Annotated in this window: 23 protein-coding genes; 8 read left to right on the top strand and 15 right to left on the bottom strand. The window is 72.4% G+C overall.

Going from position 1 to position 23,642, the window contains the following annotated elements; all coding sequences use genetic code 11:
* Position 1 precedes the first annotated feature (1 nt).
* Positions 2-868 carry an ABC transporter substrate-binding protein gene (locus ACFWZ2_RS02650; protein ID WP_384540732.1) on the top strand — a complete coding sequence of 289 codons (867 nt, stop codon included), beginning with the start codon at positions 2-4 and terminating at the stop codon, positions 866-868.
* A 54-nt stretch (positions 869-922) separates the two neighbouring features.
* On the opposite strand, the gene ACFWZ2_RS02645 is transcribed toward ACFWZ2_RS02650, so the two are convergent.
* Both ACFWZ2_RS02645 and ACFWZ2_RS02640 read right to left on the bottom strand, forming a co-directional pair.
* A complete protein-coding gene (locus tag ACFWZ2_RS02645; RefSeq protein WP_384540730.1) occupies positions 923-2,215 on the bottom strand; it encodes an LCP family protein in 1,293 nt (430 codons plus the stop codon).
* Positions 2,216-2,330: 115 nt separating this feature from the next.
* Positions 2,331-3,797, bottom strand: coding sequence for an NB-ARC domain-containing protein (locus ACFWZ2_RS02640; RefSeq protein ID WP_384540727.1), 1,467 nt, complete (start codon positions 3,795-3,797; stop codon positions 2,331-2,333).
* 354 nt (positions 3,798-4,151) lie between these two features.
* On the opposite strand from ACFWZ2_RS02640, the gene ACFWZ2_RS02635 reads away from it, so the two are divergent.
* Both ACFWZ2_RS02635 and ACFWZ2_RS02630 read left to right on the top strand, forming a co-directional pair.
* Positions 4,152-4,802: a hypothetical protein gene (locus tag ACFWZ2_RS02635; protein WP_384540724.1), complete on the top strand. Its 651-nt coding sequence runs from the start codon at positions 4,152-4,154 to the stop codon at positions 4,800-4,802.
* Entirely contained in the window at positions 4,799-5,401 is a 603-nt protein-coding gene (locus ACFWZ2_RS02630; protein WP_384540721.1) for a hypothetical protein, read from the top strand. The genes ACFWZ2_RS02635 and ACFWZ2_RS02630 overlap by 4 nt, the downstream gene beginning before the upstream one ends.
* A 120-nt stretch (positions 5,402-5,521) precedes the next feature.
* On the opposite strand, the gene ACFWZ2_RS02625 is transcribed toward ACFWZ2_RS02630, so the two are convergent.
* On the bottom strand, positions 5,522-5,983 hold the full coding sequence (locus ACFWZ2_RS02625; RefSeq protein WP_384540718.1) for an ATP-binding cassette domain-containing protein: 462 nt from the start codon (positions 5,981-5,983) through the stop codon (positions 5,522-5,524).
* 107 nt (positions 5,984-6,090) lie between these two features.
* Between ACFWZ2_RS02625 and ACFWZ2_RS02620 the strand changes: the two genes are divergently transcribed.
* Complete coding sequence (locus ACFWZ2_RS02620; RefSeq protein ID WP_384540714.1) at positions 6,091-6,417, top strand: DUF952 domain-containing protein; 327 nt, start codon at positions 6,091-6,093, stop codon at positions 6,415-6,417.
* A gap of 18 nt (positions 6,418-6,435) precedes the next feature.
* Complete coding sequence (locus ACFWZ2_RS02615; protein ID WP_384540710.1) at positions 6,436-7,110, top strand: M15 family metallopeptidase; 675 nt, start codon at positions 6,436-6,438, stop codon at positions 7,108-7,110.
* Here the strand turns inward: ACFWZ2_RS02615 and ACFWZ2_RS02610 are convergent.
* A complete protein-coding gene (locus ACFWZ2_RS02610; protein ID WP_384540707.1) occupies positions 7,050-7,841 on the bottom strand; it encodes a TioE family transcriptional regulator in 792 nt (263 codons plus the stop codon). The two genes, ACFWZ2_RS02615 and ACFWZ2_RS02610, sit on opposite strands and share 61 nt — an antisense overlap.
* Positions 7,842-7,911: 70 nt before the next feature.
* Positions 7,912-8,166, bottom strand: a complete 255-nt coding sequence (locus tag ACFWZ2_RS02605) for a Rho termination factor N-terminal domain-containing protein (protein ID WP_384540704.1) — start codon at positions 8,164-8,166, stop codon at positions 7,912-7,914.
* A 150-nt stretch (positions 8,167-8,316) separates the two neighbouring features.
* Between ACFWZ2_RS02605 and ACFWZ2_RS02600 the strand changes: the two genes are divergently transcribed.
* Positions 8,317-8,703, top strand: coding sequence for a PPOX class F420-dependent oxidoreductase (locus ACFWZ2_RS02600; RefSeq protein WP_384540701.1), 387 nt, complete (start codon positions 8,317-8,319; stop codon positions 8,701-8,703).
* Here the strand turns inward: ACFWZ2_RS02600 and ACFWZ2_RS02595 are convergent.
* The 6 genes from ACFWZ2_RS02595 to ACFWZ2_RS02570 all read right to left on the bottom strand — a co-directional run bounded on the left by ACFWZ2_RS02595 (position 8,693) and on the right by ACFWZ2_RS02570 (position 13,991).
* Positions 8,693-9,721 (bottom strand): tetratricopeptide repeat protein, encoded by a 1,029-nt coding sequence (locus ACFWZ2_RS02595; protein WP_384540698.1) that lies wholly within the window; start codon positions 9,719-9,721, stop codon positions 8,693-8,695. The genes ACFWZ2_RS02600 and ACFWZ2_RS02595 overlap by 11 nt on opposite strands.
* Before the next feature lie 127 nt (positions 9,722-9,848).
* A complete protein-coding gene (locus tag ACFWZ2_RS02590) occupies positions 9,849-10,916 on the bottom strand; it encodes a hypothetical protein (protein WP_384540695.1) in 1,068 nt (355 codons plus the stop codon).
* 95 nt (positions 10,917-11,011) lie between these two features.
* Complete coding sequence (locus ACFWZ2_RS02585; protein WP_384540692.1) at positions 11,012-11,602, bottom strand: vitamin K epoxide reductase family protein; 591 nt, start codon at positions 11,600-11,602, stop codon at positions 11,012-11,014.
* A 104-nt stretch (positions 11,603-11,706) separates the two neighbouring features.
* Positions 11,707-12,336: a disulfide bond formation protein B gene (locus ACFWZ2_RS02580; protein WP_384540689.1), complete on the bottom strand. Its 630-nt coding sequence runs from the start codon at positions 12,334-12,336 to the stop codon at positions 11,707-11,709.
* Positions 12,337-12,346: 10 nt separating this feature from the next.
* On the bottom strand, positions 12,347-12,511 hold the full coding sequence (locus ACFWZ2_RS02575) for a DUF5993 family protein (protein WP_384540687.1): 165 nt from the start codon (positions 12,509-12,511) through the stop codon (positions 12,347-12,349).
* A gap of 109 nt (positions 12,512-12,620) precedes the next feature.
* Positions 12,621-13,991, bottom strand: a complete 1,371-nt coding sequence (locus ACFWZ2_RS02570; protein WP_384540684.1) for an NAD(P)/FAD-dependent oxidoreductase — start codon at positions 13,989-13,991, stop codon at positions 12,621-12,623.
* Between the two features lie 409 nt (positions 13,992-14,400).
* Between ACFWZ2_RS02570 and ACFWZ2_RS02565 the strand changes: the two genes are divergently transcribed.
* Complete coding sequence (locus ACFWZ2_RS02565) at positions 14,401-15,525, top strand: alpha/beta hydrolase (RefSeq protein WP_384540681.1); 1,125 nt, start codon at positions 14,401-14,403, stop codon at positions 15,523-15,525.
* 200 nt (positions 15,526-15,725) lie between these two features.
* The gene (locus ACFWZ2_RS02560; RefSeq protein ID WP_384541247.1) at positions 15,726-17,672 is read left to right on the top strand and encodes a collagenase; all 1,947 of its coding nucleotides are present in this window, start codon (positions 15,726-15,728) and stop codon (positions 17,670-17,672) included.
* 5 nt (positions 17,673-17,677) lie between these two features.
* Here ACFWZ2_RS02560 and ACFWZ2_RS02555 read toward each other — a convergent pair whose 3' ends face one another.
* The 4 genes from ACFWZ2_RS02555 to ACFWZ2_RS02540 are packed head-to-tail and all read right to left on the bottom strand — an operon-like array spanning position 17,678 to position 23,638.
* On the bottom strand, positions 17,678-19,849 hold the full coding sequence (locus ACFWZ2_RS02555; RefSeq protein ID WP_384540678.1) for a trehalase family glycosidase: 2,172 nt from the start codon (positions 19,847-19,849) through the stop codon (positions 17,678-17,680).
* Positions 19,846-21,873, bottom strand: coding sequence for a beta-galactosidase (locus ACFWZ2_RS02550; RefSeq protein ID WP_384540676.1), 2,028 nt, complete (start codon positions 21,871-21,873; stop codon positions 19,846-19,848). Before ACFWZ2_RS02550 ends, ACFWZ2_RS02555 begins: the two co-directional genes overlap by 4 nt.
* Positions 21,870-22,709 carry a carbohydrate ABC transporter permease gene (locus ACFWZ2_RS02545; RefSeq protein WP_384540672.1) on the bottom strand — a complete coding sequence of 280 codons (840 nt, stop codon included), beginning with the start codon at positions 22,707-22,709 and terminating at the stop codon, positions 21,870-21,872. The genes ACFWZ2_RS02550 and ACFWZ2_RS02545 overlap by 4 nt, the downstream gene beginning before the upstream one ends.
* On the bottom strand, positions 22,706-23,638 hold the full coding sequence (locus ACFWZ2_RS02540; RefSeq protein WP_384540669.1) for a carbohydrate ABC transporter permease: 933 nt from the start codon (positions 23,636-23,638) through the stop codon (positions 22,706-22,708). The genes ACFWZ2_RS02545 and ACFWZ2_RS02540 overlap by 4 nt, the downstream gene beginning before the upstream one ends.
* Between the last annotated feature and the right edge of the window lie 4 nt (positions 23,639-23,642).

The raw sequence follows: 23,642 nt of genomic DNA, 5'->3' as shown, positions 1-23,642 counted from the left end.
CATGGCACACGACACGGCCCGGTACTGGGAGTTCACCGACGACCGGGACCACCTGGTGAGGGCCGCGGACCGCCCGGCCCGCCTGGTCGCCTACCTACCCACGGGCGCGGCCCTGCACGACCACGGCATACGTCCGGTGGGCGTGTTCGGCTCCGCGCACGACGACCCCGCCGCACCGGATCCCGCCAAGTCGGGCAGTCTCCCGTCGGCGGAACTCGGCTACTTCGGCGCCGGGTCCGCACTGGACCTGGACGCCCTCCTCGGCGCGCGGCCCGACCTCGTCGTCGCGGTCACCTACGGCGGCGGTCAGGTGTACGGCATCGACCCGGAGGCCGCCAAGCACCTGGAGGAGCAGGTGCCGGTCGCCGTGCTCGACGTCGGGCACGGCCGCAGCCTGGCCGGGATCAGGGAGCGCCTGACGGAACTCGCCCGCAGCCTCGGCGCACCGGAACAGGCCGACGCGGACGCCGAACTCACCGCCGCCGAACGCCGGTTGAGTGCCGCCGCGGCCGGGTCCGCGCATCCCCGGGTGCTCGCCCTCTCCCCGGCAGGACCCGACACGGTCCACCTGGCGAGGCCGTCCGCCTGGCCCGACCTCGCCGCACTCGCCGCGCTCGGCGTCGGCCTCGTCGACCCCGCGCCCGGACAGGGCGTCGCCAACTGGGCCACGACCACCTGGGCCGAAGCGGCCGCACTGGAGCCCGGCCTCGTCCTCACCGACGTACGCTCCAACGCCACCCCGCTGGGCGACGCACTCGGCCCCGGACCGCGGACACTGCCGTGGAACCCCGAACTGCCGCCCAGCGCACGGGAACACGCCCGCTTCCACACCGCGCTCGCCGAGGCGCTGGCGGCCGCGCGCCCCTGACCGAGAGGTCCGTGCGGACGGGAGCCGCCCCGTCCGCACGGACCGGACACGACGTCAGCCGCAGCGCAGCCGGTCACCGGTGACGGGCGCGCCCTCCACCATGCTGCGGTCGTACGCCACCGCCACCACGCGCTGCTTCGCCGCACCCACCGTGACCCGGAAGACCGGCCCCTGACCGGCGACGGGGCGCAGCCGGGAGCCGGGCAGCGCGGCGGCGAGCGTGTCGACGTACCGGGCCTGGCCGGGGTCGTACGAGATGACCGTCGGCCCCGCGGCCCGGCCCCCGGGCCGCTCGGCGGCGGTCACGTCGAAGCCGTTGGCCCGCAGTCCCTCGGCCGTCGCGGGATCGTCCACCCGGACGCGTACGCTCGCGGGCCGCATGTCCACGGGCGCGGCATGCCCCCGGTGGTGCGTGACCAGCGTCCGGTCCTCGCGCACGGCGTCGAACAGCGCCTTCGCGCGGGGCCTGTCCCACAGCAGCGTCGAGCCCCAGCCCGGCACCCGGTGGTCGAAGTCGGCCATCGGGACGGTCGCGAACTCGGTGTGCGCGAGGTCCAAGTGGCGCAGCGAACGGCCGAGTTCGTACAGCGTGCGCAGGGACGTGTGCTCGTCGGCGCGTACGTGCTGCGCGAGGGCGTAGGCCGTGCGGCCGGTGGCCAGGGGGCTGGTGAAGGCGCCCGCGTCGGCGAGCCGGGCCAGCATGCCGAGGACGAGGCGCTGCTGACGGCGGACCCGGCCCAGGTCGCCGGGCGGCGAGACATGGCGGGCCCGCACATAGCGCAGCGCCTTCCTGCCGTCGATCGCATGGGTGCCGGGAGCCAGCTTCAGGCCGGAGTTGAGATCCCTGAGCGGGGTCGCGGTGCACACCTCGGCGCCGCCGAGCCGGTCGACGGCCGCCACGAAGCCCAGGAAGTCGGCCTCCAGATAGTGGTCGACGCGGACGCCGGTGGCCCGCTCGACCGTCCGTACGGTGAGGTCGGCGCCGCCCTCGGCGAAGGCGCCGTTAATCTTCCCGCTGTGCGCCCCGTGGCTGTCGTGCGGCGCGAACGGCACGTACGAGTCACGGGGAATGGACACGACGCTGAGCCGCCGCCCGTCCGGGGCGACGTGGACCAGCATCATCACGTCGGTGCAGTCGCACTCCTTGCCGCCGACGTGCAGCCGCTGGATGTCGGCGCGGGACATGCCGCTCCTGCGGTCGAGGCCGACGAGGAGGAGGTTGGTGCCCCGGGCCTGCGACGGTGCGGGGGACGTCGGACGCGGGGCGGGGGACGGCGCGGCGGACAGCAGCGACGCGGTGAGCAGAGCGGTGAGGGCGAAGCGGCGCAGGATGCGTCGTGACGGCACGGATGCCTCCCTGGGGCAGGTGAGATCCATTGCCGCAGGCTAGGCCGCCGCCCGGCCGATTCCCTGTCTTGACCGGGCGGGTTCGGCAGGGTGGGTGAGGGTTCGGGTGCGTCGGTCAGTCGGCCCCCCGCCGCTTGGCCGTGGCGACGGCGCGGGCGCCCTCCCCGTTCCGGTTCGCCGACCGCAGGGCGAAAAGACGGGTGAGCGGGTGGAAGCGGTAGCGGCCGGGGGCGCGGGACTCCAGGAGCTGCACGTCGACCAGCTGCTCCAGGATCACCTCGGTCGCAGGCGGCGCCCCGCCGGTCGTCGCCGCCGCGTCCGCCACGGTCAACTCCCCCTGTTCCGCGGCGAGAAGGGGCAGCACGCGAGCCGCCGCCCGGCCGCTGGCGCCGCGGGCGAGGAGCTCCCGGTGGCCCGCCTCAAGGGCCGCGCGCATGTCCAGATCCGCGAAGGACAGCTCCGCCAGGCGGCGCGCGGGGTCGGCGAGCCGGTCGGCGAGTTCCCGCACCGGCCACCGGGGGCGTGCCGCGAGCCGGGCGCCCGCGATGCGCAGGGCCAGCGGGAGGTGACCGCAGTGGCGTGCGATCGCCTCGGCGGCACCGCGCTCGCCGGTCAGCCGCCCCCGCCCCGCCCAGAGGCCGAGCACCGCGACGGACGCGGGCGGCGGCAGCGGGGCGAGGTGGAGGTGGACGGCGCCGTTCAGGGCGGCGAGGACGCCGCGGCTGGTGACGAGGACCGCGCAGCCGTGCGCCGCGGGCAGCAGCGGACGTACCTGGGTCGCGTCCACGGCGTTGTCGAGGACGATCAGCATCCGCCGCCCGGTGAGCAGCGTGCGGTAGGCCGCCGCCGCGTCCGACGCGCTGCCCGCGTACAGCGTCGGCGCCCCCAGCGCGCAGAGGAACCGCCTGAGGACCACGGCGGGCGACACCCGGCGCTCGCCCCGCAGATCGGCGTAGAGCTGGCCGTCGGGAAACCGCTCGCCGAGCCGATGGGCCGCGTGCACCGCGAGCGCCGACTTGCCGACACCGCCGGGGCCGTCGAGCGCGACCACGAGGGGCCCAGCGCCCCGTGGCGCGGGCCTGAGCACGTCCAGGGCGGCCAACTCCCCTTCCCTGCCGGGGAGTTCGGGGATGCCCGCGGGCAGCTGGCGGGGGACCGGCGGAACGGGCCGGGCGTCGTCCGTGCCGGGCGGGCCCCCGTCGGGCGGGCCCGCCCGGCCATGGACGCCGGGGCGGGAGCGGCGCGCCTCCTCCACCCGGTCGCGGGCCGTCGCGAGCAGCCGCAGTTCGAGGCTCGTGGCGCCGAGCAGCTGCACCAGCGTGTCGAAGCGGTCGGTCGGCGGCAGCGTCTTGCCCGCGAAGTAGTCGCCGATCACCCCGTGCGCCCAGCCCGTGCGCGCCGACAACTGACGGTAGGTGAGCTGGGCGCGCCCGTTCCTGCGCGCGGCGCGTCTGCGCAGCTGCCGCAGCAGCGCGGCCAGCGCCTCCGTCGTGTCCACGGAATCGACCGGGCCGATGCCCGCCGCCGCGTCCCGCTGTTCCCCGTCCGGCGGTTGTCCCGCCGCCCCCGTTCCCCCTGGCACCGTTCGCAACCTCCGTGCCGGTCGTGCGCTCGCCGCCGGCTGGCCGAGGCCATCCGGATCTGTCCGGTGGTGCCCGATTTCGGCAACTGCCCCCAGGGACGCGCTGCGAGCATCCCTCTACCGCTCGGATCCCGCGTCTCGGCGACCGGGCACCGCACCGGCTGTCAGTACGACATTCGTGGAACGCCACCCACCGGTTTGGTGCGAATTCTCGCCGGACACCGGGCGTCGATCACGCACGAGCGATCTGGGAGCACACGGAACAGAAGGAAGCGACGGCACAAAGGAACAGAAGGAAGCGAAGGGACAGATGGCAGAGAAGGAACAGGCGGAACAGAAGGAGACACGACCCCTATGAGCAGGGTGTGCAACAAAGCCCCCGACCTGCCCGACGGCAGCATCGCGGAACAGGACCTCTACGAGCGCGTGGACGGCCCCATCGCCACCGGTTCCGCCCACTTCATGCGGGCGGGCAGCGAACTGCACCTGATGCACGCCGACCTGGAGCTGAACGACCAGCGCCGGGCCGCCCTGCGGGTGCGCTGCGCGGCGGCGGCCGTCCGGGCCGCCCTCGTGGAGTACCGCACCTCGCATCGCGTCGCCCAGGAGCTGGGCTTCTACCCGGTGCACGACGGGCGGCTGCGTCTCGCGGGCGGCGGTGCCGCCCCGGTGCGCAAGACGCTCGGCGCCGCCCGTGACGCGGACCTGGTCCAGTTGGACGAGGCCGCCGTGGAGAGCGTCGCGCTGCGCTACGAAGAGGGCGGTGACGAGGCGGCGTTCGGCCACTTCGTGACCGAGCTGACCGCGTTCTCGGCGGACCTCGACGGCTTCGCGGCACGGGCCGTCGACGCACCCGCCGCCGACTGGCAGCACCTGGCCTGGCAGTTCCTCACCGTGTTCGACCGCATCAGGATCTACGGGCAGGCACTGGCCGTCATCAACATTCTCGGCACGACCTCTGACGCCGTCGCAGGGGTCGGCCACGGAGAGAGGAACGGGACATGAGCGCCGTCTGCAACAAGGCCCTCAGCCTGAGCGCCGAGGACCTGCGGGACAAGAAGCGGCTCGCGCAGACCGCGGGCACCGAACAGACCGCGGCCACCGGCGAGTTGTGCCGGGCACTCGAACTCGCCGAGCGCGGCGACGGTCTCGCGGGGGCCGCGGTGTACGCCGCCGCGGCACGGGACCGGCTCGTCGGCGCGGCCCGGCTGCTCGGCGAGGTGGCCGACATCCTGGCCACGGGCGGCTTCAGCCAGGAGACGGCCGAGTGGTACCGCAAGCTCGACTACGACCGGCTCTACCGCTCGGGCGTCGGCCTCGGCGAGGTGCCGCACGCCGCCGAACTGTGGCAGGTGTTCGCCCTGCGGGCCGCGACGGGCGGCCCGCTCGGCATCTGCCACGACCTGCGCGACCGCACCGTCGCGGTGGCCGCGCTCATCGACGAGTGGCTGGCGCGGGCCGAAGGACCGGAGGCGCTCGCCGCGCTGCCGCGGATCCAGTCCGCGATGGCCGACCTGGCCGCGTACGCCCAGATCGTGGCCTTCGCCAACAAGGTCGAGCCCAGGGACCCGGCGTGGCTGGTGCCGCAGGGAGCGGTCGCGTAGCCCTTGACCGACAGAGCGGCCCGTAGACAGAACAGCCCGTACACAGAACGGGGGGTGGGAGCGCCGGCCAAGGTGGTCGGCGCTCCCAGGGCGTTCCCAGCACGCCCCGGGGCGTTGCCGTCACCGGTAGGCCCGCGCCTGGAGCGCGTACATCTGTGCGTAGAGACCGCGCCGCGCGAGGAGTTCGTCGTGACCGCCCGTCTCGACGATCCGGCCCTGGTCGCGTACGACGATGAGATCGGCGCCGCGTACGGTCGAGAAGCGGTGCGAGACGAGCAGCGTGACGGTGCCCGCGTCAGCGCCGTCCGGCCCGGGGCGGCGCGCGGCATCGGCGTGGCGCGCGGAGACGGCATGCTCGGTCTCCGCGTCCAGGGAAGCGGTCGGCTCGTACATCCGGCACAACAGCTTGACCAGGGTGGACTTCCCCGAACCGTTCTCCCCGACGAGGGCCACCACCGCGCCGGGCGCGGGGGACTGCGCGGGAGCCGCGGGCGCGAGGCTCGCCCGCTGCGCGTACGCCCGCAGCCACGGCAACCGCTCGGCGCCGTGCAGGAGTTCGACGACGACCCCCGTCGACTGCACGAGCCCCACCACATGCCCGGTGAACCGTCGCGCCGGGCCCGTGGCGGGTGCACGCGTCCCGTTCGGCGCTCGTGGGACGCTCCGCCCCTGCCACGTACCGTGGCCCCATGACGCAACTCCTGCACATCACCGAACGCGCCTTGTGGGACGCCGCCCGCGCCACCGGGACCTACGAGATGTCCACACGCGGCAAGACGCTGAGCGAGGAAGGGTTCATCCACTGCTCGCTGCCGGAACAGCTGCGGGGCGTCGCCGACTTCCTCTACGGCGGCTACACCGGACCCGACGAGCTCGTGGTGCTCAGCATCGACAGCGAGCGGCTGACCGTGCCCGTCCGCTTCGAGGCGCCGGAGCCCGGCGGCACCGAATTCCCCCACATCTACGGACCGTTGCCGGTGAGCGCGGTGACCGACGTGACGCCGTGGCCCGCGTGAGCCGGGGATGATCTCTTCATGAACATGCGCATGAACGCCAGTGACATCGTCCTGATGGCGGACCCGAGGGTCGCCGCCGTCCCCGTGCGGGAGTGCGGGGAGCCCCTCGTCGACGTACGGGAGGACAGCCCGCTGCTGGTCGACGCGCGCCAGCAGGCGGGGCCCGACGCCGCGTTCGCGCGGCTGCGCGAGGGCGTCGTGCGGCGCCTGGAGCGGGCGGAGGAACTGCTCCCGGACGGGCTGCGGCTGCTGTTCGTCGAGGGGTACCGGCCGCCCGCGCTGCAGCGGGAGTACTTCGAGGAGTACGCGGAGCAGCTGCGCGCCCTCCATCCCGGCCGGCTGGCCGAGGAGATCCACGCGGCGGCCAGCCGCTATGTCTCGCCGCCCGACATCGCCCCGCACAGCGCCGGGGCCGCCGTCGACCTGACGCTCGCCGACGCCGAAGGACACGAACTCGACCTGGGCACCCGGATGAACGCCGACCCGGAGGAGAGCGCGGGCGCCTGCTACACCGACGCGGACAACATCACCGCCGAAGCGCGCGCCCACCGGAAGATCCTCGGCGCCGCACTGACCGGTGCGGGGCTGGTCAACTACCCCACCGAGTGGTGGCACTGGTCGTACGGCGACCGCTACTGGGCGCTGTCCTCGGGCGCGGAGTGCGCGCTGTACGGGCCGCGCGACCCGGACTGACCGGACGGCGGCCCCTCCGCGAGATAGTCGTGCAGCCGGGCGGCGCCCTCCAGCATCGCGCGCGTGCGCTGGTCCAGTGCCTCGCCGCGGCGGGCCACGGCGGCCCGCAGCGCCTCGACGCCGCCGCTGCGGCGCAGGTCGTCGAGGACGGGCCGGATCTGCGGCAGCGGGTACTGGCTCTGCCGGAGCATGTGGATCACGCGCGCGTCGCGGACGTCGGCAGGCAGGTACCAGCGGTAGCGGGTGCCCGGATCGCGCGAGGGCGTCAGGAGCCCGGCCGCCTCCCACACGCGCAGCGCCGAGGTGCGCACGCCCAGCTGGGCGGCGACCTCCCCGACGCGCAGCCGGGAGCGCGTCGGCGCAGGCGCGTCCGGGTCCTCGTCGGCGACGGCCTCCAGGGCCTCACCGGTCGCCGCCAGGGCGAACCGCTGCTCGTGCAGGGAAGCGTGACCGGCGTCGACCAGGGCGAGCGCCCGGGGCACGTCGTCGGCGTGCACGGCCCGCATGATGCCCTGCGCGGTCGCGGGGCCGTACCCGCGAATCAGCGCACGGTAGGTGAGCAGCGCCTGCCGGTGCCGTTCGTCGAACCTGCGGTACCCGGCGGGGGAGCGCGGGGCGGGCGGCAGGATCCCGGCGTCCGAGTAGTTCCGGATCTGCTGGGTCGAGACGCCCGCGGCCCGCGCCAGATCGACGGGCCGCAGCCCCGCTGGTCCCGCTTCCCGACGGCTCATCGACGGCCCTTCCCCTGACATGGCGCAGGAGCGTATCCCGTCGGGGAGATCCGTGCGGCGCCGGGCGCGGTCAGTGGTGGCGCAGCGCGTCGATCAGCTCGGACTTCCGCATCGTGGAGCGTCCTTCGATGCCGACCTTCTGGGCCTCGCGGTAGAGGTCCTCCTTGGAGCGGTCCTCGTACGCCCCCGCCCTGCCGCCCTTGCGGCCGGTGGCCGAGCGCGAACCCGCGGAGTCGTTGGCGACGCGCGCCGCCTTCTCCTTGCTCGCGCCCTCGCGGCGCAGCGCCTGGTAGACCTTCTCGTCCTTGATCTGTGCCCTCGGCACGTGGATCGCCTGATTCCGGATGGGGGGTCCTACCTTTCCCTTCCATGCGTACCCCGTAAGACGACGTCGTGCCATGCGAAGTCGTGCCATGCGAACCCGGCCCGATCCGGAGGGAGGCGGAGCCGGGTGCCCGCGGCCTAGAATCGGCGCATGGACGACACACTCCTGGCGCGGCTCGGCACGGGAAAGTATCTGCTGGTCGGCAGCTACCGGAAGGACGGCACGCTGGTGTCGAGCCCGGTCTGGGTCGTGCGGGACGGTGACGCGCTCGGCGTGTGGACGCCCGCGGAATCGTGGAAGGTGAAGCGGATCCGGCGCCGCGCGGACGTCCTGGTGGGGCCGTGCGACGTGCGGGGCAGGCCGACGGGGGAGCAGGTGCCCGCCACCGCCGAGATCTGCCCGCCGGACGTGACCGCGCGCTACCGCACCCTCATCACCCGCAAGTACCACGTGATCGGCTTCTTCACGCTGCTCGGCAGCAGGATCCGGCGCGGCCTCGACGGCACCGTGGGGATCCGCATCACCCTCACGCCCTGACGGCGGGCGCCACCGTCTCGGCACGGAACGCGACGACCATGTCGCGGGCGTGCCGCAGTCCCATGCGGGCGAAGTCGTCCTCCAGCACGGCGAGTTCGGCGAGCGTGGCCTCGCGGTCGCGGCCCAGGCGCGCACGGCACTTGGCGAGACCGAGCCGGGACAGCGCGGTGCCGCGCGGCTCACGCATGGCCGTGAACTCGTCGAGGGCCGTGGCGTACACCTCGCGGGCCGCCTCCCAACGCCCGGCGCGGTAGAGGACGTTGCCCCGCATCTTGTGGTTGTAGGCGAGCGCGCTCGCCAGGTCCATGGCGCGGCACACGTCCTCCGCCTCGGACAGCAGCGCCAGCGCCCGGTCCGGTTCGCCCCGCAGCGAGAGGACGTCGGCCACGCCCCGCAGCGACCAGGCGCGCCCCCGCGCGTCGTCAGCGTCGGTGGCGATGCGCACGGACTCCTCGAACAGCTCGAGGGCCTTGGCGTGCTCGCCGGTGTTGCGGTGCATCTGCGCTATGCCGGTCATCGCCCACACCATGTGCCGGGCCTCGCCGTGCGCCCGCCCCTGTTCGAGCAGCTCCTCGTGGAGCGCGGCGACGGCGGCGTAGTCGCCCTGGATACGGCCGGTCTCCGCGAGGCCCGCGAGCGCGTAGCCGTGCGCGAGCCGGTCGCCGCTGTCCGCGGCGAGCCGCACGGACCGGGCGAGCAGCCGCCGGGCCAGCGGCAGCGCCCCGCACTGCCGGGCGAGGGTGCCGCCGCTCCACAGCGCCCACGACATGGCGCCCGCGTCCCCCGCGGTGCGGGCGCTGCGGTAGCTCTGCCGCCAGGCGGCGCCCGCGTCGTCCACCCGGCCGAGGCGCCGGTTCGCCTCGGCCACCGCGAGGGCGGCGCGGGCCCGCTCGGCCGCGCCGCCCGCACGGTCGAGCGCGCGGCCCGCCGTCGCGAGGACCTCCTCGTAGGAGGAGTTCACACTCAGCTCCGAGCCCAACTCGCCCTGGTACTCGGGGGCGAATGCCTTCACGTACATGTACCGCAAGCCTCTCGATCGTGCGTCCACTGACGTGATCAAGAAACTACGAGCCGGGGCCGGGGCGGCGAATCCGTCCCGCTATGGGTCATCGCGTACGACTTGAGTGCTACGGGCGGGGCGGTGATCAGCCCTGGGGCGTACGGGTCGCCGTCTGGAGCGCCGTGATGCACGCGTTGATCGCCTGCTGGAGGTCTTCGAGGCGCTTCACCATGTCGTCCTCGTAGATGTCGTCGATGTCGTCCACATCGTCGAACGTCAGCTCCTCGAAGACCTTCGTCGCCTTCTGCAGGCTGCTGTAGAACTTCGCGCGCCGCTCCTGCACCCGCAGTTGCGGGTCGCTCTGGACGGTCTGGGCGACCAGGTCGCGCACCGTGTCGTACGCCTCACGCGCCCACTCGCCGGACTCCTCGCCGTCGTCGAGCTCGTCGATGAGGGACAGGTGCCGCTCGGCCTCCTCGCGCAGCTCGGACGGCGCGTCGATCATCTGCCCCGCGGGCGTCTTGACCTGGCCCTTCTCCACGATCTGGCGGACGTAGTCGACCCGGTCGCCGGCCTTCGCCTCGGCGCTCACGGCCTTCTTGAGGTCGTCGGTGCGGACGATGTCGCGGACCAGTTCGGTGCGCAGCGCCGGGTCCTCCTCCAGGCGGTCCATCAGGGCCTTGCGCGCGGCCTCGGCGGTGCCGGGGTCGGCGAGGATCGCGGCCCGCAGCGCGGTCGGGTTCTCGGCGACCTCCAGGGCCTTGGTGGGGCGGATGCCCTCGGCCTCGGCGGCCTCCGTGATCGCCTCGCCGCGCGGGGTGAGGGCGCTGGAGCGCGACGTGTAGTACGACAACCAGACGTCGCCGTCCGGGAGTTCGATGTCCTGGCCGGGCTCGAGGACCTCGAAGTGCGGCACGAGACCGTCGTCGGCGGCCTTGTCCCAGGCCTTGTAGTAGCGCATGACGCGGTCGGCCGAGCAGCCGGCGAGCTCGCTGAACTCCTTGGCCGAGATCTTCGGCGTCTCGCCGGAGCTCTGCCCGCCGGGACGCACGCTGCGCGCCACCTTGAGGGCGAAGGTCCAGCCGCCGGTCCGCGCGTAGGCCCCGAAGGTGCGGGCGTCCTCGGCCACCAGGCTCGCCGCGTCGGCGGCGGGGGCGACGGCTTCCTCGGACGGGGCGGTTGCTTCCTCGGACGGGGCGATGGCTACGGTCACAGATGTTCTCCTGGGGTCACAGGTGTACGAAGGTTGACGCGATACTTTATCGCTCCTATTGGGATGTTTTGCGCGCGAGTTGGTGTGTGCCCCGTTCACCACAGCCGATCGCCGAAGCGGCTGAGGATCAGTACGGCCAGGACGCCGTACATCAGGACCGGACCGAGCCATGCGTAACGGTACGAGATCCGGCTCAGGCCGCGCGGCGCGGGCAGGACACCGGTGCGCAGCGTGTGCACGGTCACGTACCAGAAGAGCGGGATCACGACCGCCCAGACGAGCATGCACCATGGGCACAGCGCCCCGATGACGTACAGGCACTGGCTGATCAGCCAGACCACGAAGCCGAAGGCGGCCGTCACCGCGGCCTGGAGCAGCAGCCACAGCCGGCGGGGGAGTCCGACGCCCGTGCACAGGGCGAGGCCGAGGGCGGCGAGCGCCGAGAACCCGGCGATGCCGAACAGCATGTTGGGCACGCCGAGGACGACGTTGCTCTGCCAGGCGGTCATGATGTCGCCGCAGCTGATCACCGAGTTGATGGTGCAGCTGGGCCGGAAGGCGGGGTCCGCGAGCGACGCGATGCGGTCACGGGTCAGTTCGCCGGAGGCGAGGGCGCCGAGCACGCCCGCCAGCAGCAGGAACAGACTCAGGCCGCGACCCGCGCGGATGTACGTGGTCTCGGGCATGCATCCCAACGCTGCCCGGCCGCGGGCGGGCGGACCAGGGACGATGGTCCCTGCCCCGCCCGCTCTTGGACCCGGGCTCCTGGCCGTCGAGCGCGGCCGCGTCGTCAGAGGAGGTGCACGTCGTAGAAGAACTGGTACTGCGACGGGTCGTCGGGCAGGAACCAGTGGAAGCCTTCGAGCAGGAAGACGGCGACGAGGTTCACGGCGATGACCAGCGCCATGAAGCCCAACACGGCCTTCCCCACGGCCTGGTGGGGCGCGGTCGGAATGCCGCGGTCGGCGGTCACGTGCGCGAAGGCCAGGACGATGCCGACGGCGACGACCGAGGCCATGAAGAGGATCCACGCCCATACGTACATGTGCAGGCCGAGGACCGGCTCGCCGTAGCCCTTGTCGCCGGGCAGGATGTGCAGCATCGTCTGCCGCCACGAGGCGAAGCCGCCCGCGATGCAGGCGACGAGCGCGAGGCCCCAGCCCATCATGTAGTCGCGCCCGGTGATGGTGCCGGTCATGCCCTTGCGGACGATGTACGCGGCGCCGAGCGCGGCGAGCATCATGAACATCCGCTGCACCATGCAGAGCGGGCACGGATAGTCCCAGCTCCCGAACTGCACCGCGAGACCGGCGCACACCACGCCGGTCCAGCCGACGGCGAAGAAGCAGGCGAACCAGTACTGGATCTGGCCGAGGAAGCCTTCGTGGTCGCGCTCGTCGAGCGGCGCGGCAGTCGTCACGCCCGCCATGTCAGTAGCTCAGCCCCAGCTTGAGGCTGCTCGTGATGTGGTGCGAGAGCAGCAGGGCGGTGGCGATCAGCACGATCCACCAGGCGCCGAGCACGATGGTCCTTGAGCGCTGCTGGTACAGCGCGACGAGGGTGGCCAGCAGGCCCCCGAAGATGAGGGTGTCCATGCGGCGGACGGTAGAAGTCGGGGCGCCCGGTCCGTGTCACCACGCGCGGGACGCGCCCCGAAGCCCCCGGGACGGACGAATCGCGGGCCCGTGCCGTCCGCCGCTGCCCCTAGCGCCCCCGGCGTCCGCGCGACGCCTGGGCCAGGACCTTGGCGAGCACCGTGGGGTGGAACAGGATCGTCGGCGGGGACACCATGTTGATCACGCGGACGAAGCGCCGCCACACGCGCGCGTCACGCACGGCCACCTCGAAGAGGTGCCCGTTGTACCAGTGGGCGAAGCGGGCCGACAGCGGCTGGTGGCTGGGGTGCCACATCAGGTCGGAGTTGCTCGACAGCGTCCATGGCGCCCGCAGGATGCGGGCCACGCCCCGCTGGTAGGCGCGGCTCAGGCCGTCCAGGCCCTGCGTGCGGGCCCGGCGTCGGGCGAGCGTGCGGTGCAGCAGGTCCGCCTCCAGGGCCGCCACGGTCAGCCCCTGTCCGAAGACGGGGTTGAACACGCACACCGAATCCCCCACCGCGAGCAGCCGCTGCGGCCAGTCGGCGCAGGAGTGGTAGGCGTACCACCGGGTGTCGGCGTTGGAGTAGCGGTGCACGGTCTCCTGGCTGGTGCGGCGCTCGATGCGCTCCGCGATGTGCGGATTGCCCAGGGACTTGGCGAACTCCAGGAAACCGGCGTCGTCCTTGGGCGGCAGCTGGTCGCCGTACCCGATCAGGGAACACGTCCAGCGGTCGCGCTCGACGGCCAGGATCACGCCGCCGCGCGCGACGTCCGGCGCGGACGTCATCTGGTAGGCGATGTGGAAGTCCACGGGCATGTCCGGCGGGCGGTCGAAGATCATCGATGTGTACGTGACCTTCGCCTTCACCTCGCGCGGGGCGGGCACCCGCACGCCGAGGGTGTCGAGCCAGTCCGGCAGGGCGCTGGACCTGCCCGCCGCGTCCACCACCAAGTCGGCGTCCAGCGTGGTGAGTTCCTCGCTCCCCTCGCTGCGGTACTGCACGCCGGTCACCGTGCCGGGGCGCTCCTTGAGCAGCCCTTCGCAGCGGGTGGCGGGCAGCAGGGTGACCTCGGGCAGCTTCAGGACCCTGCGGCGCAGACAGCGTTCCAGTTCGTCGCGGGTGAATGACTGGATCCGCACCCCCGTGCGGTCGCGCGGCGCGAGGCCGGAGGGCAGCAGGAAGCTGATGCCCTCGCCGTAGTCGTAGACCGGAGCCCCCTGCTCCTGGAGCTCGGCGCGCAGTCCGGGGAAGTACTTCTCCAGGGTCTCGGTGCCCTTGGCCAGCATGCCGTGGGCGTGGTGGCCCTGCGGGACGTGCGGGTGCACCCCGGTCTCGGCGTCCACCAAGTCCCGTTCCAGGATGACGACTTCATCGAAGTGGGCGGCGAGGACGCGGGCCGTGACGAGGCCCGCGTGGCCGCCGCCGATGACGACGGCCCGGCCCCACCGGGGGCGCGGAAGGGATCGGGGAGCGCTCATGAGGCACCGCCTTTCGTCCGGGCGTTGCCGACTCCCGGCCCCCGGTGAACCGGTGCAGGAGGAGGGTCTCCGCCTGCTCGGGTCCTCATGGTGGGGCGCGGGCGCCGGTGAAGGGAAGACCGCATCGGGGTGGTCGCCGCGATGTCGCCACGGCGGCCGGGGCGTGGAGCGGGCGACGGCCGGGCGGGCCCGCGTACGGCCAGGGTTTACCCGCCTTGCCGCGCTGGTTGTACCGGGGTAAACCCCTGCCGGATGTGCCCCCGGCGTACGCCGTCTACCGTCTCGTGCTGCCCGCACCACCGGTCCGCCGCGAGGCAGCCTTCGGGGAGGTGCCAGGACATCGGAGCCCGGCCGCGCCCGGCCCCTGCGGCGCGCGGCACCGGTGGGCCTTCGACCCGATGGGAGTGCCATGCACCGGTCCCGATCCCTCAAGCGGTGGCTCGCGTCCACCACCCTGGCCCTCGGCCTCGCACTGGCCGGACTGCCCGCCCCTGCCGCATCGGCCGCCGTAGGGTGCCCGGACATCGGGACGGGCGACTCGAACGGCCTGGACCTGCGGTATTGGCAGCCGTCGCCCGACGGGCTGCTCTGCGAGGCGGAGTTCACCACCGGCGCGCTCTACGCCCCGCGCGGTCCCGGGGAGCCGCAGATCGACCCGGTGCGCAAACCCGTGCGGGTGCGGGTCCAACTGCCCGCGGACTACGACCCGTCGGCCGCCTATCCCGTGCTCTATCTGCTGCACGGCGGCGCCGCCGACTACGAGCAGTGGTCGAGCGGCGGTGGCAACATCACCAGGACCGTCCAGGAGGCCGGTTTCAAGGGCATCGTGGTGATGCCCGAGGGCGGCAAGGTCGGCTTCTACTCGGACTGGCAGGGCCACACCTACGGCAACGTCGCCCCGCTGTGGGAGACCTTCCACATCAAGCAGTTGGTGCCGTGGGTCGACGCGCACTTCGCCACGTCGGGCGAGCGGGCCGTCGCCGGGATGTCCATGGGCGGGTACGGCGCGCTGAAGTACGCCGCCCAGCACCCGGACGTGTTCAGCGCCGTCGGCGCCTTCTCCGGCGGCACGGACATCGGGCTCCCCGACCATCAGCAGATCGTCGGCAACGGCACCACCGTGTACGGCGCCCGCTTCTGGTCGTACGGAACGGGAAGCGACCTCGGGAACTACTGGAAGTACCTGTTCCCCGGCAACCCCGACGCGCTGCAGCGCACGGAGCTGGTGTTCGGGCCGCAGTCCACCTGGCCGGCGTTCAACCCGGCCCAGGTCGCCACGTCCCGCCCTGATGTGTACCGGTCGTACGCCGGGAGGATGGCGCTCTACGCGGGACGCGGCGAGGACCCGTACGCGTGGAACAACGCGCTCCACACGACCCTGAAGCAGCAGGACGTGCCCCACGTGTACTGCTCCGGTTCCGGCGGACACGACTTCGCCACCTGGACTCCGGCGCTGCGGCACTTCCTCCGCTTCATCGCCGGGACGGCCTCGGCGGCCTGCCCGGGGGAGAGCGGCTGGCGGCAGGAGCCCTGACGAGGTTTTTCAACTCCCTTGAATCCGGAGCCTGTTCAAGCCATGTGACGTGTGCAATGGTACATGTCACACATCGAACGTGTGCATGACATGGGTGGGGCAACCACCCATCCGCCATGGCCCGTTACATCCCCCCACCGCCGTGCCCAGGCGCGGCGGCAACCGGCCTGGAGGCCACCTTGAGACCAAGATCCTCCGCACTGAGAGAGCGCGCCAGATTCCTCATAACCGCCCTGATCGCCTGTGTGGGCCTGACCCTGCTCGCCCCCGCGAGCCCGGCGGGCGCAGCGGGCGCGGCCGGTGCCACCCCCGGCACGCGGCCCGCCACGGCCACGCCCGACAAGCCGGGCCTGGACCCCGCTCCGCGGCCCGCCACCCCCACCCGGGCGCCCGCCAAGGCGGATCGCCTGGACGAGCCCGCCAAGGACGTGGCCAACCGCCCGCCGCTGCAGGCCACCCCGAAGAAGGCCGACAAGAGCAGCGGCAAGGGCAAGGCCAAGGCCGCCGAGTGCCGGATCTCCGACTTCACGTCGAAGACCGGCGACGCCCTGGTCCAGCAGATCAAGAGCGTCGAGACCGACTGCATCAACACGCTGTTCTCCGTGACAGGGCCGGACGCCAAGGCGCTGTTCCGCGAGGAGCAGATGGTCACGGTGGCCAACGCGCTGCGCGACGTCGGCTCCAACTACCCGGGTGACAACAGCACGTTCGCCGCCCAGGTCGTCCTGTACCTGCGCGCCGGGTACTACGTGCAGTGGGGCAACGAGGACGAGGTCGGCCCGTACGGTCCGGCCCTGAAGAGCGCCATCCAGGGCGGCCTCGACGCCTTCTATGGCTCGTCCCACGCCTTCGACGTCACCGAGGCCAACGGCATGGTGCTGTTCGAGGCGGTCACCCTGATCGACAGCGCCCAGGAGAACGGTCGCTACCTCAATGCGACCAAGCGCCTCCTGAACGGCTACGACGCCTCGTACGACAAGTTCTGGGGCATGAAGGCCGCGGTCAACAACACCTTCCAGGTCTACTTCCGCGGCCACCAGGTCCCGGAGTTCCTCACCGCGGTGAAGGCCGACCAGAGCCATCTGACGATCCTGCGCGACTTCGCCGTCAAGCACGACGACCTGCTCGGCACCGACCGGTCCTACCTCGTCTACAACGCCGGGCGTGAGCTGGGCCGCTTCCTCCAGCACGCCGACTTCAGGCCCATGGTCGCCCCGCTGGCCAAGGAGCTGCTCGGCCGCAGCGAGATGACCGGCCGCACCGCCCAGCTCTGGGTCGGCGTCGCCGAGATGACCGACGCCTACGACAAGGAGAACTGCGCCGACTACGGCACCTGCGACCTCGCGAACCGGGTGCGCGACGCCGTGCTCACCGTCAAGCACACCTGCAGCGACAGCCTGAAGATCGCCGCCCAGCAGATCACCGCGGAGGAGCTGACCGCCTCCTGCGACAGCCTGAGCAAGCAGGACGCCTTCTTCCACGGCGTGGCCAAGGACAGCGGCCCGGTGAAGGACGACAAGAACACCCAGCTCGAAGTGGTCGCCTTCAACTCCAGCACCGACTACCAGACCTACGCCGGTGTCGTCTTCGGCATCGACACCAACAACGGCGGCATGTACCTGGAGGGCGACCCCTCCGTGGAGGGCAACCTGCCGCGCTTCATCGCCTACGAGCAGCCCAAGCAGGACGGTTCCTTCCAGATCTGGAACCTCAACCACGAGTACACGCACTACCTCGACGGCCGCTTCAACATGTACGGCGACTTCGAGGAGGGCATGAAGACGCCGACCGTGATGTGGGTGGAGGGCTTCGCGGAGTACATCTCCTACTCCTACCGCGGCGTGACGTACGACAGGGCGGTCGAGGAGGCGGGCAAGAAGACGTACAAGCTCAGCACGCTCTTCGACACCACCTACGAGAACACCAACCAGACCCGCACCTACCAGTGGGGCTACCTGGCGGTCCGCTACCTGCTCGAGTCCCACCCGCAGGACGTGGCCACGCTCCTCGGCCACTACCGCGCGGGTGAGTGGGACCAGGCCCGCACGCTGCTCACCAGCACCATCGGCAACCGCTACGACGCCGACTTCGACGCGTGGCTCGACAAGTGCGCGGCCGGCGCCTGCAAGGCACCGGCCGCGGGCTGACCACGTCATCGCGAGCCGAGCAACGGCAGCAGCAACGCCGCCGACCAGCTGAAGTTCGGTGAGTTCAGCGGGGCCCCGGTCATGGGGTGGTAGTTCTCCATGACCGGGGCCTTCCCCGTGAGCCCCGACGCCGTGCCGAGCAGCCGGTCCGTGAGGGTGTCGGCGTCGCCGTCATAGCCGTAGCGGCGCAGTCCTTCGAGGGCGAAGTACGCCTGGTCGAGCCAGACGGGGCCGCGCCAGTACCGGGTCGGGGTGAAGTACGGCGACGACTTGGCCACCGTCGGGAACGGCACCGCCGTCGCGAACTCGCCCGGGTCGGTCAGCTTGGCCCGCACCGCGCGCGCCTGCGCCCGTGACGCGGTGCCGGTCCACAGTGGCACCGCGCCCTCGATGCCGCGGCCGCGCGCGGTGAGCCGGGTGCCGTCGGCGAGGCCGATGTCGTGGAACCAGCCGTCGCCGGGGTCGTACATCGTCGCGCGCACGGCGGCGTGGGTGGCGGCGGCCCTGCGCTGCCAGCGCGCGGCGTCGGACCGCTTGCCCAGGGCCTGCGCGATGCGCGCCAAGTAGCCCTGGTCCAGGGCGAGATAGGCGTTCAGGTCGACGGACTCCTGGGTGAGGGAGTAGCCGAGCAGGGTGCCGTCGGGGGCGTGGTTGGCGACGACGGACGTGCCGAGGTCGGCGTCGAAGCGGGGAGCGTTGTCCATGCCGCTCTCCCAGGCGGCGGCGAGACGGCGCTGCTCGGCGGAGTCGTTGGCGGGGTCGACGGTGGCGCCGTACTCGGCGAGACCGTCCCCGTCGTGGTCGCGGTTGCGGTACCACCAGGCCTGATAGGCGGCCAGCTTCGGGTACATCTCACGCAGGAAGTCCCGGTCGCCGCTCTTGCGGTACACCTCCCACACCGACCAACCGGCCAGTGGCGGCTTGGAGTTGCGTTCGTTCCAGTTGCCGCCGCCGCGTGCGGGATCGTTGTAGAAGAGCGCGTCGGGGATCATTCCGGCGTCCTGCGGTCGGGTCGGGGAGTCCGCGGTGATCTGCCGGTCGAACATCGACCTGATCTGCGTCTGGGCGAGCCCCGGGTCGAAGCGGGCGGTGCCCACGGCCTGCTTCCAGGTGTCCCAGGACCACAGGCCGCCCGCGAACCACTTGTACGAGATGGACGGCGTGATGCCGTCGTGCTGCAACTGCCCCGCCGCCGAACGCCAGTTGGTGACCAGGGTCTCCAGCGACTTGACGGCCGTCCTGCGCCGGTCGGCGGGCACACCCCGCGTCACCCCTTCCACATAGCCGCGCCAGCGGGCATCGGCGGCCGAGGCGTACGCCCGGGGGTGGGCCAGGACCGCCCGGACCCGCCGCATCTCACGGGCGCGCTCCGCCGCGGTGAACGTGTACGACTCGGTCCAGTCGAAGCGGTGCGTGGCGCCGGGCCCGAGGGAGACGGGCGCGGCGGTCTCGGTGCGGTAGGAGTCGCCGTCGACCGTGGTGCGCACGCGATCCCGGTGGGTGACCTCGAAGCGCTCGGTGCCGTCGGTGAGGTAGTCCCAGGTCTCGCGGACCTTCGCGAAGCCGACGCCGACACCGGAGGTGGTCGCCCTGAGCGACGGCGCGTCCCGCATCGGGGCGTCCGCGGGCCGCAGCAGGCTGCCGGTCCAGTCGGCGCTCAACTGGCGAGGTGTGGCACCCGTGTTGCGGACCTCGGCGCGCACGAGGGCGCTGCGGTCGGTGGCGAAGCGCAGCGTCAGCGTGAGGCGCAGACCGCGCCCGAGGTCGTAGGACTGGACGAGCCTGCCGGGCTGTGATGTCAGGCGCGGGGTGCCTCCGGCGGCGAGGTCGAGGGCACGGCCGCCCTCGGTGAGCCGGATCCGGCTGAAGGACCTGCTCAGCCACCACGGGTATTCCTGGGCGATGTACAGGGGCCCGCTGAACCCTCCGTAGGAGGCGGGGTCGTCGGCGTCGGGCAGCGCGTAGGCGTGCCAGGCGCCCCGGTCGGCGAAGACGTTGACGCGGTTGACGTCGTCGGCGTCACCGGGCAGCGCGGCGGCGGGCGTGCCGTGCAGGTCGAGGACGTCGGCGTAGTCGCCCGTGGCGGCGGCACCGGCCGGTGGCGCGGCAAGGGTGGAGCCGCCCACGAGGAGCAGGGCCGCAAGGACGGCGGCGCGGGCTGTGCGGGGTCCGGTCACGAGGGTGTGTCTCCAAGGGAATGGGGGGTGCGGAGCACGGCCGCGCCGAGCGGTGCGAGGCGCACGGTGCCGTGCACCGGGGCGCCGGTGAGCAGGTCCGTCCCTGCGGCGTCGACCGCGACGGTCCGGTCCGTGTGATTGAGGAGGAAGAGGAACGAGGCGTCGACGCCGGTGCGGACGGTGGCCTCGACGCCCTCGGGGACCGGCGCGCACGGCGTGACGCCGGCCTCCGCGAGGGCCTGGTCGAGCACGTCCCCGATGTGGTCGGGCAGATGGCAGCTCACATACCGGGCGACGCCCGCGCCGTACGCGCGGCGGGTGACGGCGGGCTGCCCGGCGAGCGGACCCGCGGCATAGCGGTCGACGGTCTCTGCGCCCTCCGGTTCGAGCCACTCGCTCCACACGGTGGCCCGCGCACCGGACGTGAGCGGCACCGCTTCGGCGTCCGGCACCGGCCAGAACTCGTCGACGGACACGCCGAGCACCTCCCTCAGCGGGCCCGGCGCACCTCCGTCGTGCAGATGGTCGTGCTCGTCGACGACGCCGCTGAACGGTCCGACGACGAGATGGCCGCCCTCGCGTACATACGAAGCGATCCGCCGGGCGTCGTCGGTGCGCAGCAGATGCAGGCTCGGCGCGAGCACGGCCCGGCGGCCCGACAGATCGGCGTGCGGGGGCACGAAGTCGACGGTGATGCCGCGTGCGTGCAGGGCCGCGTACCAGGGGCGGAGCAGATCGGGCCAGCGCATCCGGGCCGAGGGGTGGTCGGCGCCCTCCAGGGCCCACCACGACTCCCAGTCGAGGACGAACGCCACGGACGCGGTGACACGGCTGCCCGCGACCTCGGCGAGCCGGGCCAGTTCGGCGCCGAAGCGGACCGTCTCGCGCCAGCCGCGCGATGCGGTGCCGCGGTGCGGGAGCAGCGCGCTGTGGTACTTCTCCGCGCCCGCACGCGAGGCACGCCATTGGAAGTACAGGACGCCGTCGGCGCCGCGGGCCACCGCCTGGAGGGACCAGAGGCGCTGCAGTCCCGGCTTCTTGGGGACGTTCACCGGCCGCCAGCTCACCGCCGAAGGGGCCTGTTCCATCAGGAGCCAGGGCCTGCCGCGCTTGAGGGAGCGCATCAGGTCGTAGTTCAGGGACGCGGTGACGTGCGCCCGCGGGTCGGCCGGGTCCGGGTAGGCGTCGTCGGAGACGAGGTCCTCGTGCTCGGCCCACCGCCAGTAGTCGAGGTCCCTCATCATCGACATGAAGTTGGTGGTGGCGGGGATGCCGGGACTCGTCTCGGCGAGGACGTCCCGTTCGGCGCGGTGCAGGGCCAGCAGGGCGTCGGAGCAGAAGCGGCGCCAGTCGAGGAGCTGGGTCGGATTGACCGGGCCCGGCGCGGTGCGGGGCGGTTCGATCTCGTCGTACGTGCTGTAGCGCTGGGACCAGAAGGCGGTGCCCCAGGCGTGGTTGAGGGCGTCGACGGTGCTGTACTTCTCGCGGAGCCAGGCGCGGAAGTGCGCGGCCGAGCGCGGGCAGAAGCATTCGGTGACGTGGTCGCCGTACTCGTTGTGGATGTGCCACAGGGCGAGCGCCGGGTGGTCGGCGTACCGCTCGGCGAGCGCGCGGGTCAGGCGCAGCGCCGCCTGCCGGTACTGCGGGGAGGACGGGCAGTAGTGCTGCCGCGAGCCGAATTCGAGGCGCACGCCGTCCGCGGTGACCGGCAGGATCTCCGGGTGGGCGCGCACCAGCCAGGCGGGCGGCGACGCGGTGCCGGTGGCCAGGTCGACGGCGATGCCGCGGGCGTAGAGCAGGTCGAGGAGCCGGTCGAGCCAGCCGAAGTCCCAGGTGTCGGGCCCCGGTTGGAGCCCCGCCCAGGAGAAGACGCCGACGGTGACCATGGTGACCCCGGCCTCCCGCATCAGCGTGACGTCCTCGGCCCAGGTCTCCTCGGGCCACTGCTCGGGGTTGTAGTCGCCGCCGTACAGCAGTCCGGGCACGGAGGTCAGACGCTCGGCGGGGTTCTGGCGGGGGCTCATCCCTTCACCGCCCCGCCGAGCAGTCCGGCCACGAACTGCCGCTGGAACAGCAGGAACAGCAGCATGAGCGGCAGCGTCGCGAGCAGTGAGCCGAGCATCAGGCCGGAGTAGTCGACGCGGGAGAGACCGGTGAGGGTGTTCAGGGCGACGGGCACGGTGTATTTGTCCTCGGTGTTGAGCATGAGCAGGGGCCAGATGAAGCTGTTCCACGCCGACATGAACGTGAAGATCACCAGGGCGCCCAACTGGGGCCGCACGCACGGCAGTACGACGCGGTAGAAGGTGCGCAGCTCGCCGCAGCCGTCCATCCGCGCCGACTCGATGAGCTCGTCGGGGAAGTCGACGAAGCCCTGGCGCATCAGCAGGATCCCGAAGGAGTTCGCGAGGAACGGCAGGATCACCGCCTGGTAGGAGTCGATCCAGCCGACGCTCGCCATCATCTGGAAGAGCGGCACGAGCAGCACCTGGAAGGGGATCATCATCGTCGCGAGTACCGCGGCGAGCACGAGGCCCCGGCCCCGGAAGCGGAACTTGGCCAGGCCGTAGCCGCACATCGCCGAGACCAGGGAGCTGAGCGCGGTCTGCACGACGGCGATCCCGATGCTGTTGGCCATGACCCGGCCGAAGCCGATGGTGTCCTGGAGCCGGGCCAGATTGTCCAGGAGCCGCCCGCCGGGCAGGAACGGCGGCGGCGAGTGGAACAGGTCGGCGGAGGAGTGCGTGGCGGCGATCGCCATCCACAGGAACGGCACGAGGCTGACCACCCCGCCGAGCACGAGCACCGTGCGCACGGCGAACCGGCCGACGCGCCGGACAGCGGCAGGACTGCGGTTCATCGGCGGCGCTCCCGTCCGAAGGCGAGGTACTGGATCGCGGAGATCGCGGCGATCAGCGCCACGACCACCCAGGCGATGGCGGCGGCATAGCCGAAGTCGAACTGCTGGAAGCCGACCTTGTAGAGGTAGACGACGGGTGTGAGCGTCGCGTCGTCGGGGCCGCCGCGGGTCAGGACGTAGTTCTCGTCGAAGAGCTGCAGCGTGCCGATGGTGGAGGTGATGACGCAGAACAGGACCACGGGCCGCAGCTGCGGCAGGATCACCCGCGTATATGTGGTGAAGGCGGAGGCGCCGTCGAGCGCGGCGGCCTCGTACTGCTCCTTGCCGATGGCCTGCAGACCGGCGAGCAGGATGATGGCGTTGTAGCCGGTCCAGCGCCAAGTGAGCGTCAGGACAAGGGAGACGCGCGCCCAGGTCGGGTCGTTGAGCCAGTCGACCGGGTCCATGCCGAGGGCGCCGAGCGCCTGGTTCGCGAGGCCGTTGTCGGTCTTCAGGAGGACCTGGAACACCACCGCGTACGCGACGAGCGTGGTCACCGCGGGCAGGAAGTGCACGGCACGCCAACTGCCGCGGAAACGCAGCCACGACTGGTTGAGGAGCGCGGCAAGGAGCAGCGCGAGACCGACCATCACCGGGACCTGCACGACCAGGATGAGACCGGTGTTGACGAGCGCGTCGGCGAACGCCGGGTCGTGCAGCAGGCGTTGGTACTGATCGAGCCCCACCCAGCGCAGGGAGCCCGCGTCCTCGGTGGTGAACGACTGCAGCAGGCTCGCGCCGAGGGGATAGGCGAAGAAGAGGGCGAACAGCGCGGCGGCGGGGCCCGCGAACAGCCAGCCCGTCGGCCGCGGCCGGCGTCGGGGGCGGCGCGCCGTACCGGGGGAGCGGGCGGGTGCGGCGGTGTGCTTCCCGGAGTCCAGGGCAACCATGGGG

Origin of the sequence: Streptomyces sp. NPDC059002 (assembly GCF_042740435.1) — a bacterium.
In the GTDB taxonomy this organism is placed as follows: Bacteria; Actinomycetota; Actinomycetes; order Streptomycetales; family Streptomycetaceae; genus Streptomyces.
Note: the sequence above shows the minus strand (reverse complement) of the source record. Positions and strands in the feature narration are given on the sequence as shown.

Coding starts and splice junctions, on each gene's coding strand:
- ACFWZ2_RS02545 (WP_384540672.1), bottom strand. CDS start 22,709: ATGAACCGCAGTCCTGCCGCTGTCCGGCGCGTCGGCCGGTTCGCCGTG.
- ACFWZ2_RS02570 (WP_384540684.1), bottom strand. CDS start 13,991: ATGAGCGCTCCCCGATCCCTTCCGCGCCCCCGGTGGGGCCGGGCCGTC.
- ACFWZ2_RS02585 (WP_384540692.1), bottom strand. CDS start 11,602: ATGCCCGAGACCACGTACATCCGCGCGGGTCGCGGCCTGAGTCTGTTC.
- ACFWZ2_RS02615 (WP_384540710.1), top strand. CDS start 6,436: ATGAACATGCGCATGAACGCCAGTGACATCGTCCTGATGGCGGACCCG.
- ACFWZ2_RS02595 (WP_384540698.1), bottom strand. CDS start 9,721: ATGTACGTGAAGGCATTCGCCCCCGAGTACCAGGGCGAGTTGGGCTCG.
- ACFWZ2_RS02575 (WP_384540687.1), bottom strand. CDS start 12,511: ATGGACACCCTCATCTTCGGGGGCCTGCTGGCCACCCTCGTCGCGCTG.
- ACFWZ2_RS02600 (WP_384540701.1), top strand. CDS start 8,317: ATGGACGACACACTCCTGGCGCGGCTCGGCACGGGAAAGTATCTGCTG.
- ACFWZ2_RS02620 (WP_384540714.1), top strand. CDS start 6,091: ATGACGCAACTCCTGCACATCACCGAACGCGCCTTGTGGGACGCCGCC.
- ACFWZ2_RS02610 (WP_384540707.1), bottom strand. CDS start 7,841: ATGAGCCGTCGGGAAGCGGGACCAGCGGGGCTGCGGCCCGTCGATCTG.
- ACFWZ2_RS02540 (WP_384540669.1), bottom strand. CDS start 23,638: ATGGTTGCCCTGGACTCCGGGAAGCACACCGCCGCACCCGCCCGCTCC.
- ACFWZ2_RS02635 (WP_384540724.1), top strand. CDS start 4,152: ATGAGCAGGGTGTGCAACAAAGCCCCCGACCTGCCCGACGGCAGCATC.
- ACFWZ2_RS02565 (WP_384540681.1), top strand. CDS start 14,401: ATGCACCGGTCCCGATCCCTCAAGCGGTGGCTCGCGTCCACCACCCTG.
- ACFWZ2_RS02650 (WP_384540732.1), top strand. CDS start 2: ATGGCACACGACACGGCCCGGTACTGGGAGTTCACCGACGACCGGGAC.
- ACFWZ2_RS02550 (WP_384540676.1), bottom strand. CDS start 21,873: ATGAGCCCCCGCCAGAACCCCGCCGAGCGTCTGACCTCCGTGCCCGGA.
- ACFWZ2_RS02630 (WP_384540721.1), top strand. CDS start 4,799: ATGAGCGCCGTCTGCAACAAGGCCCTCAGCCTGAGCGCCGAGGACCTG.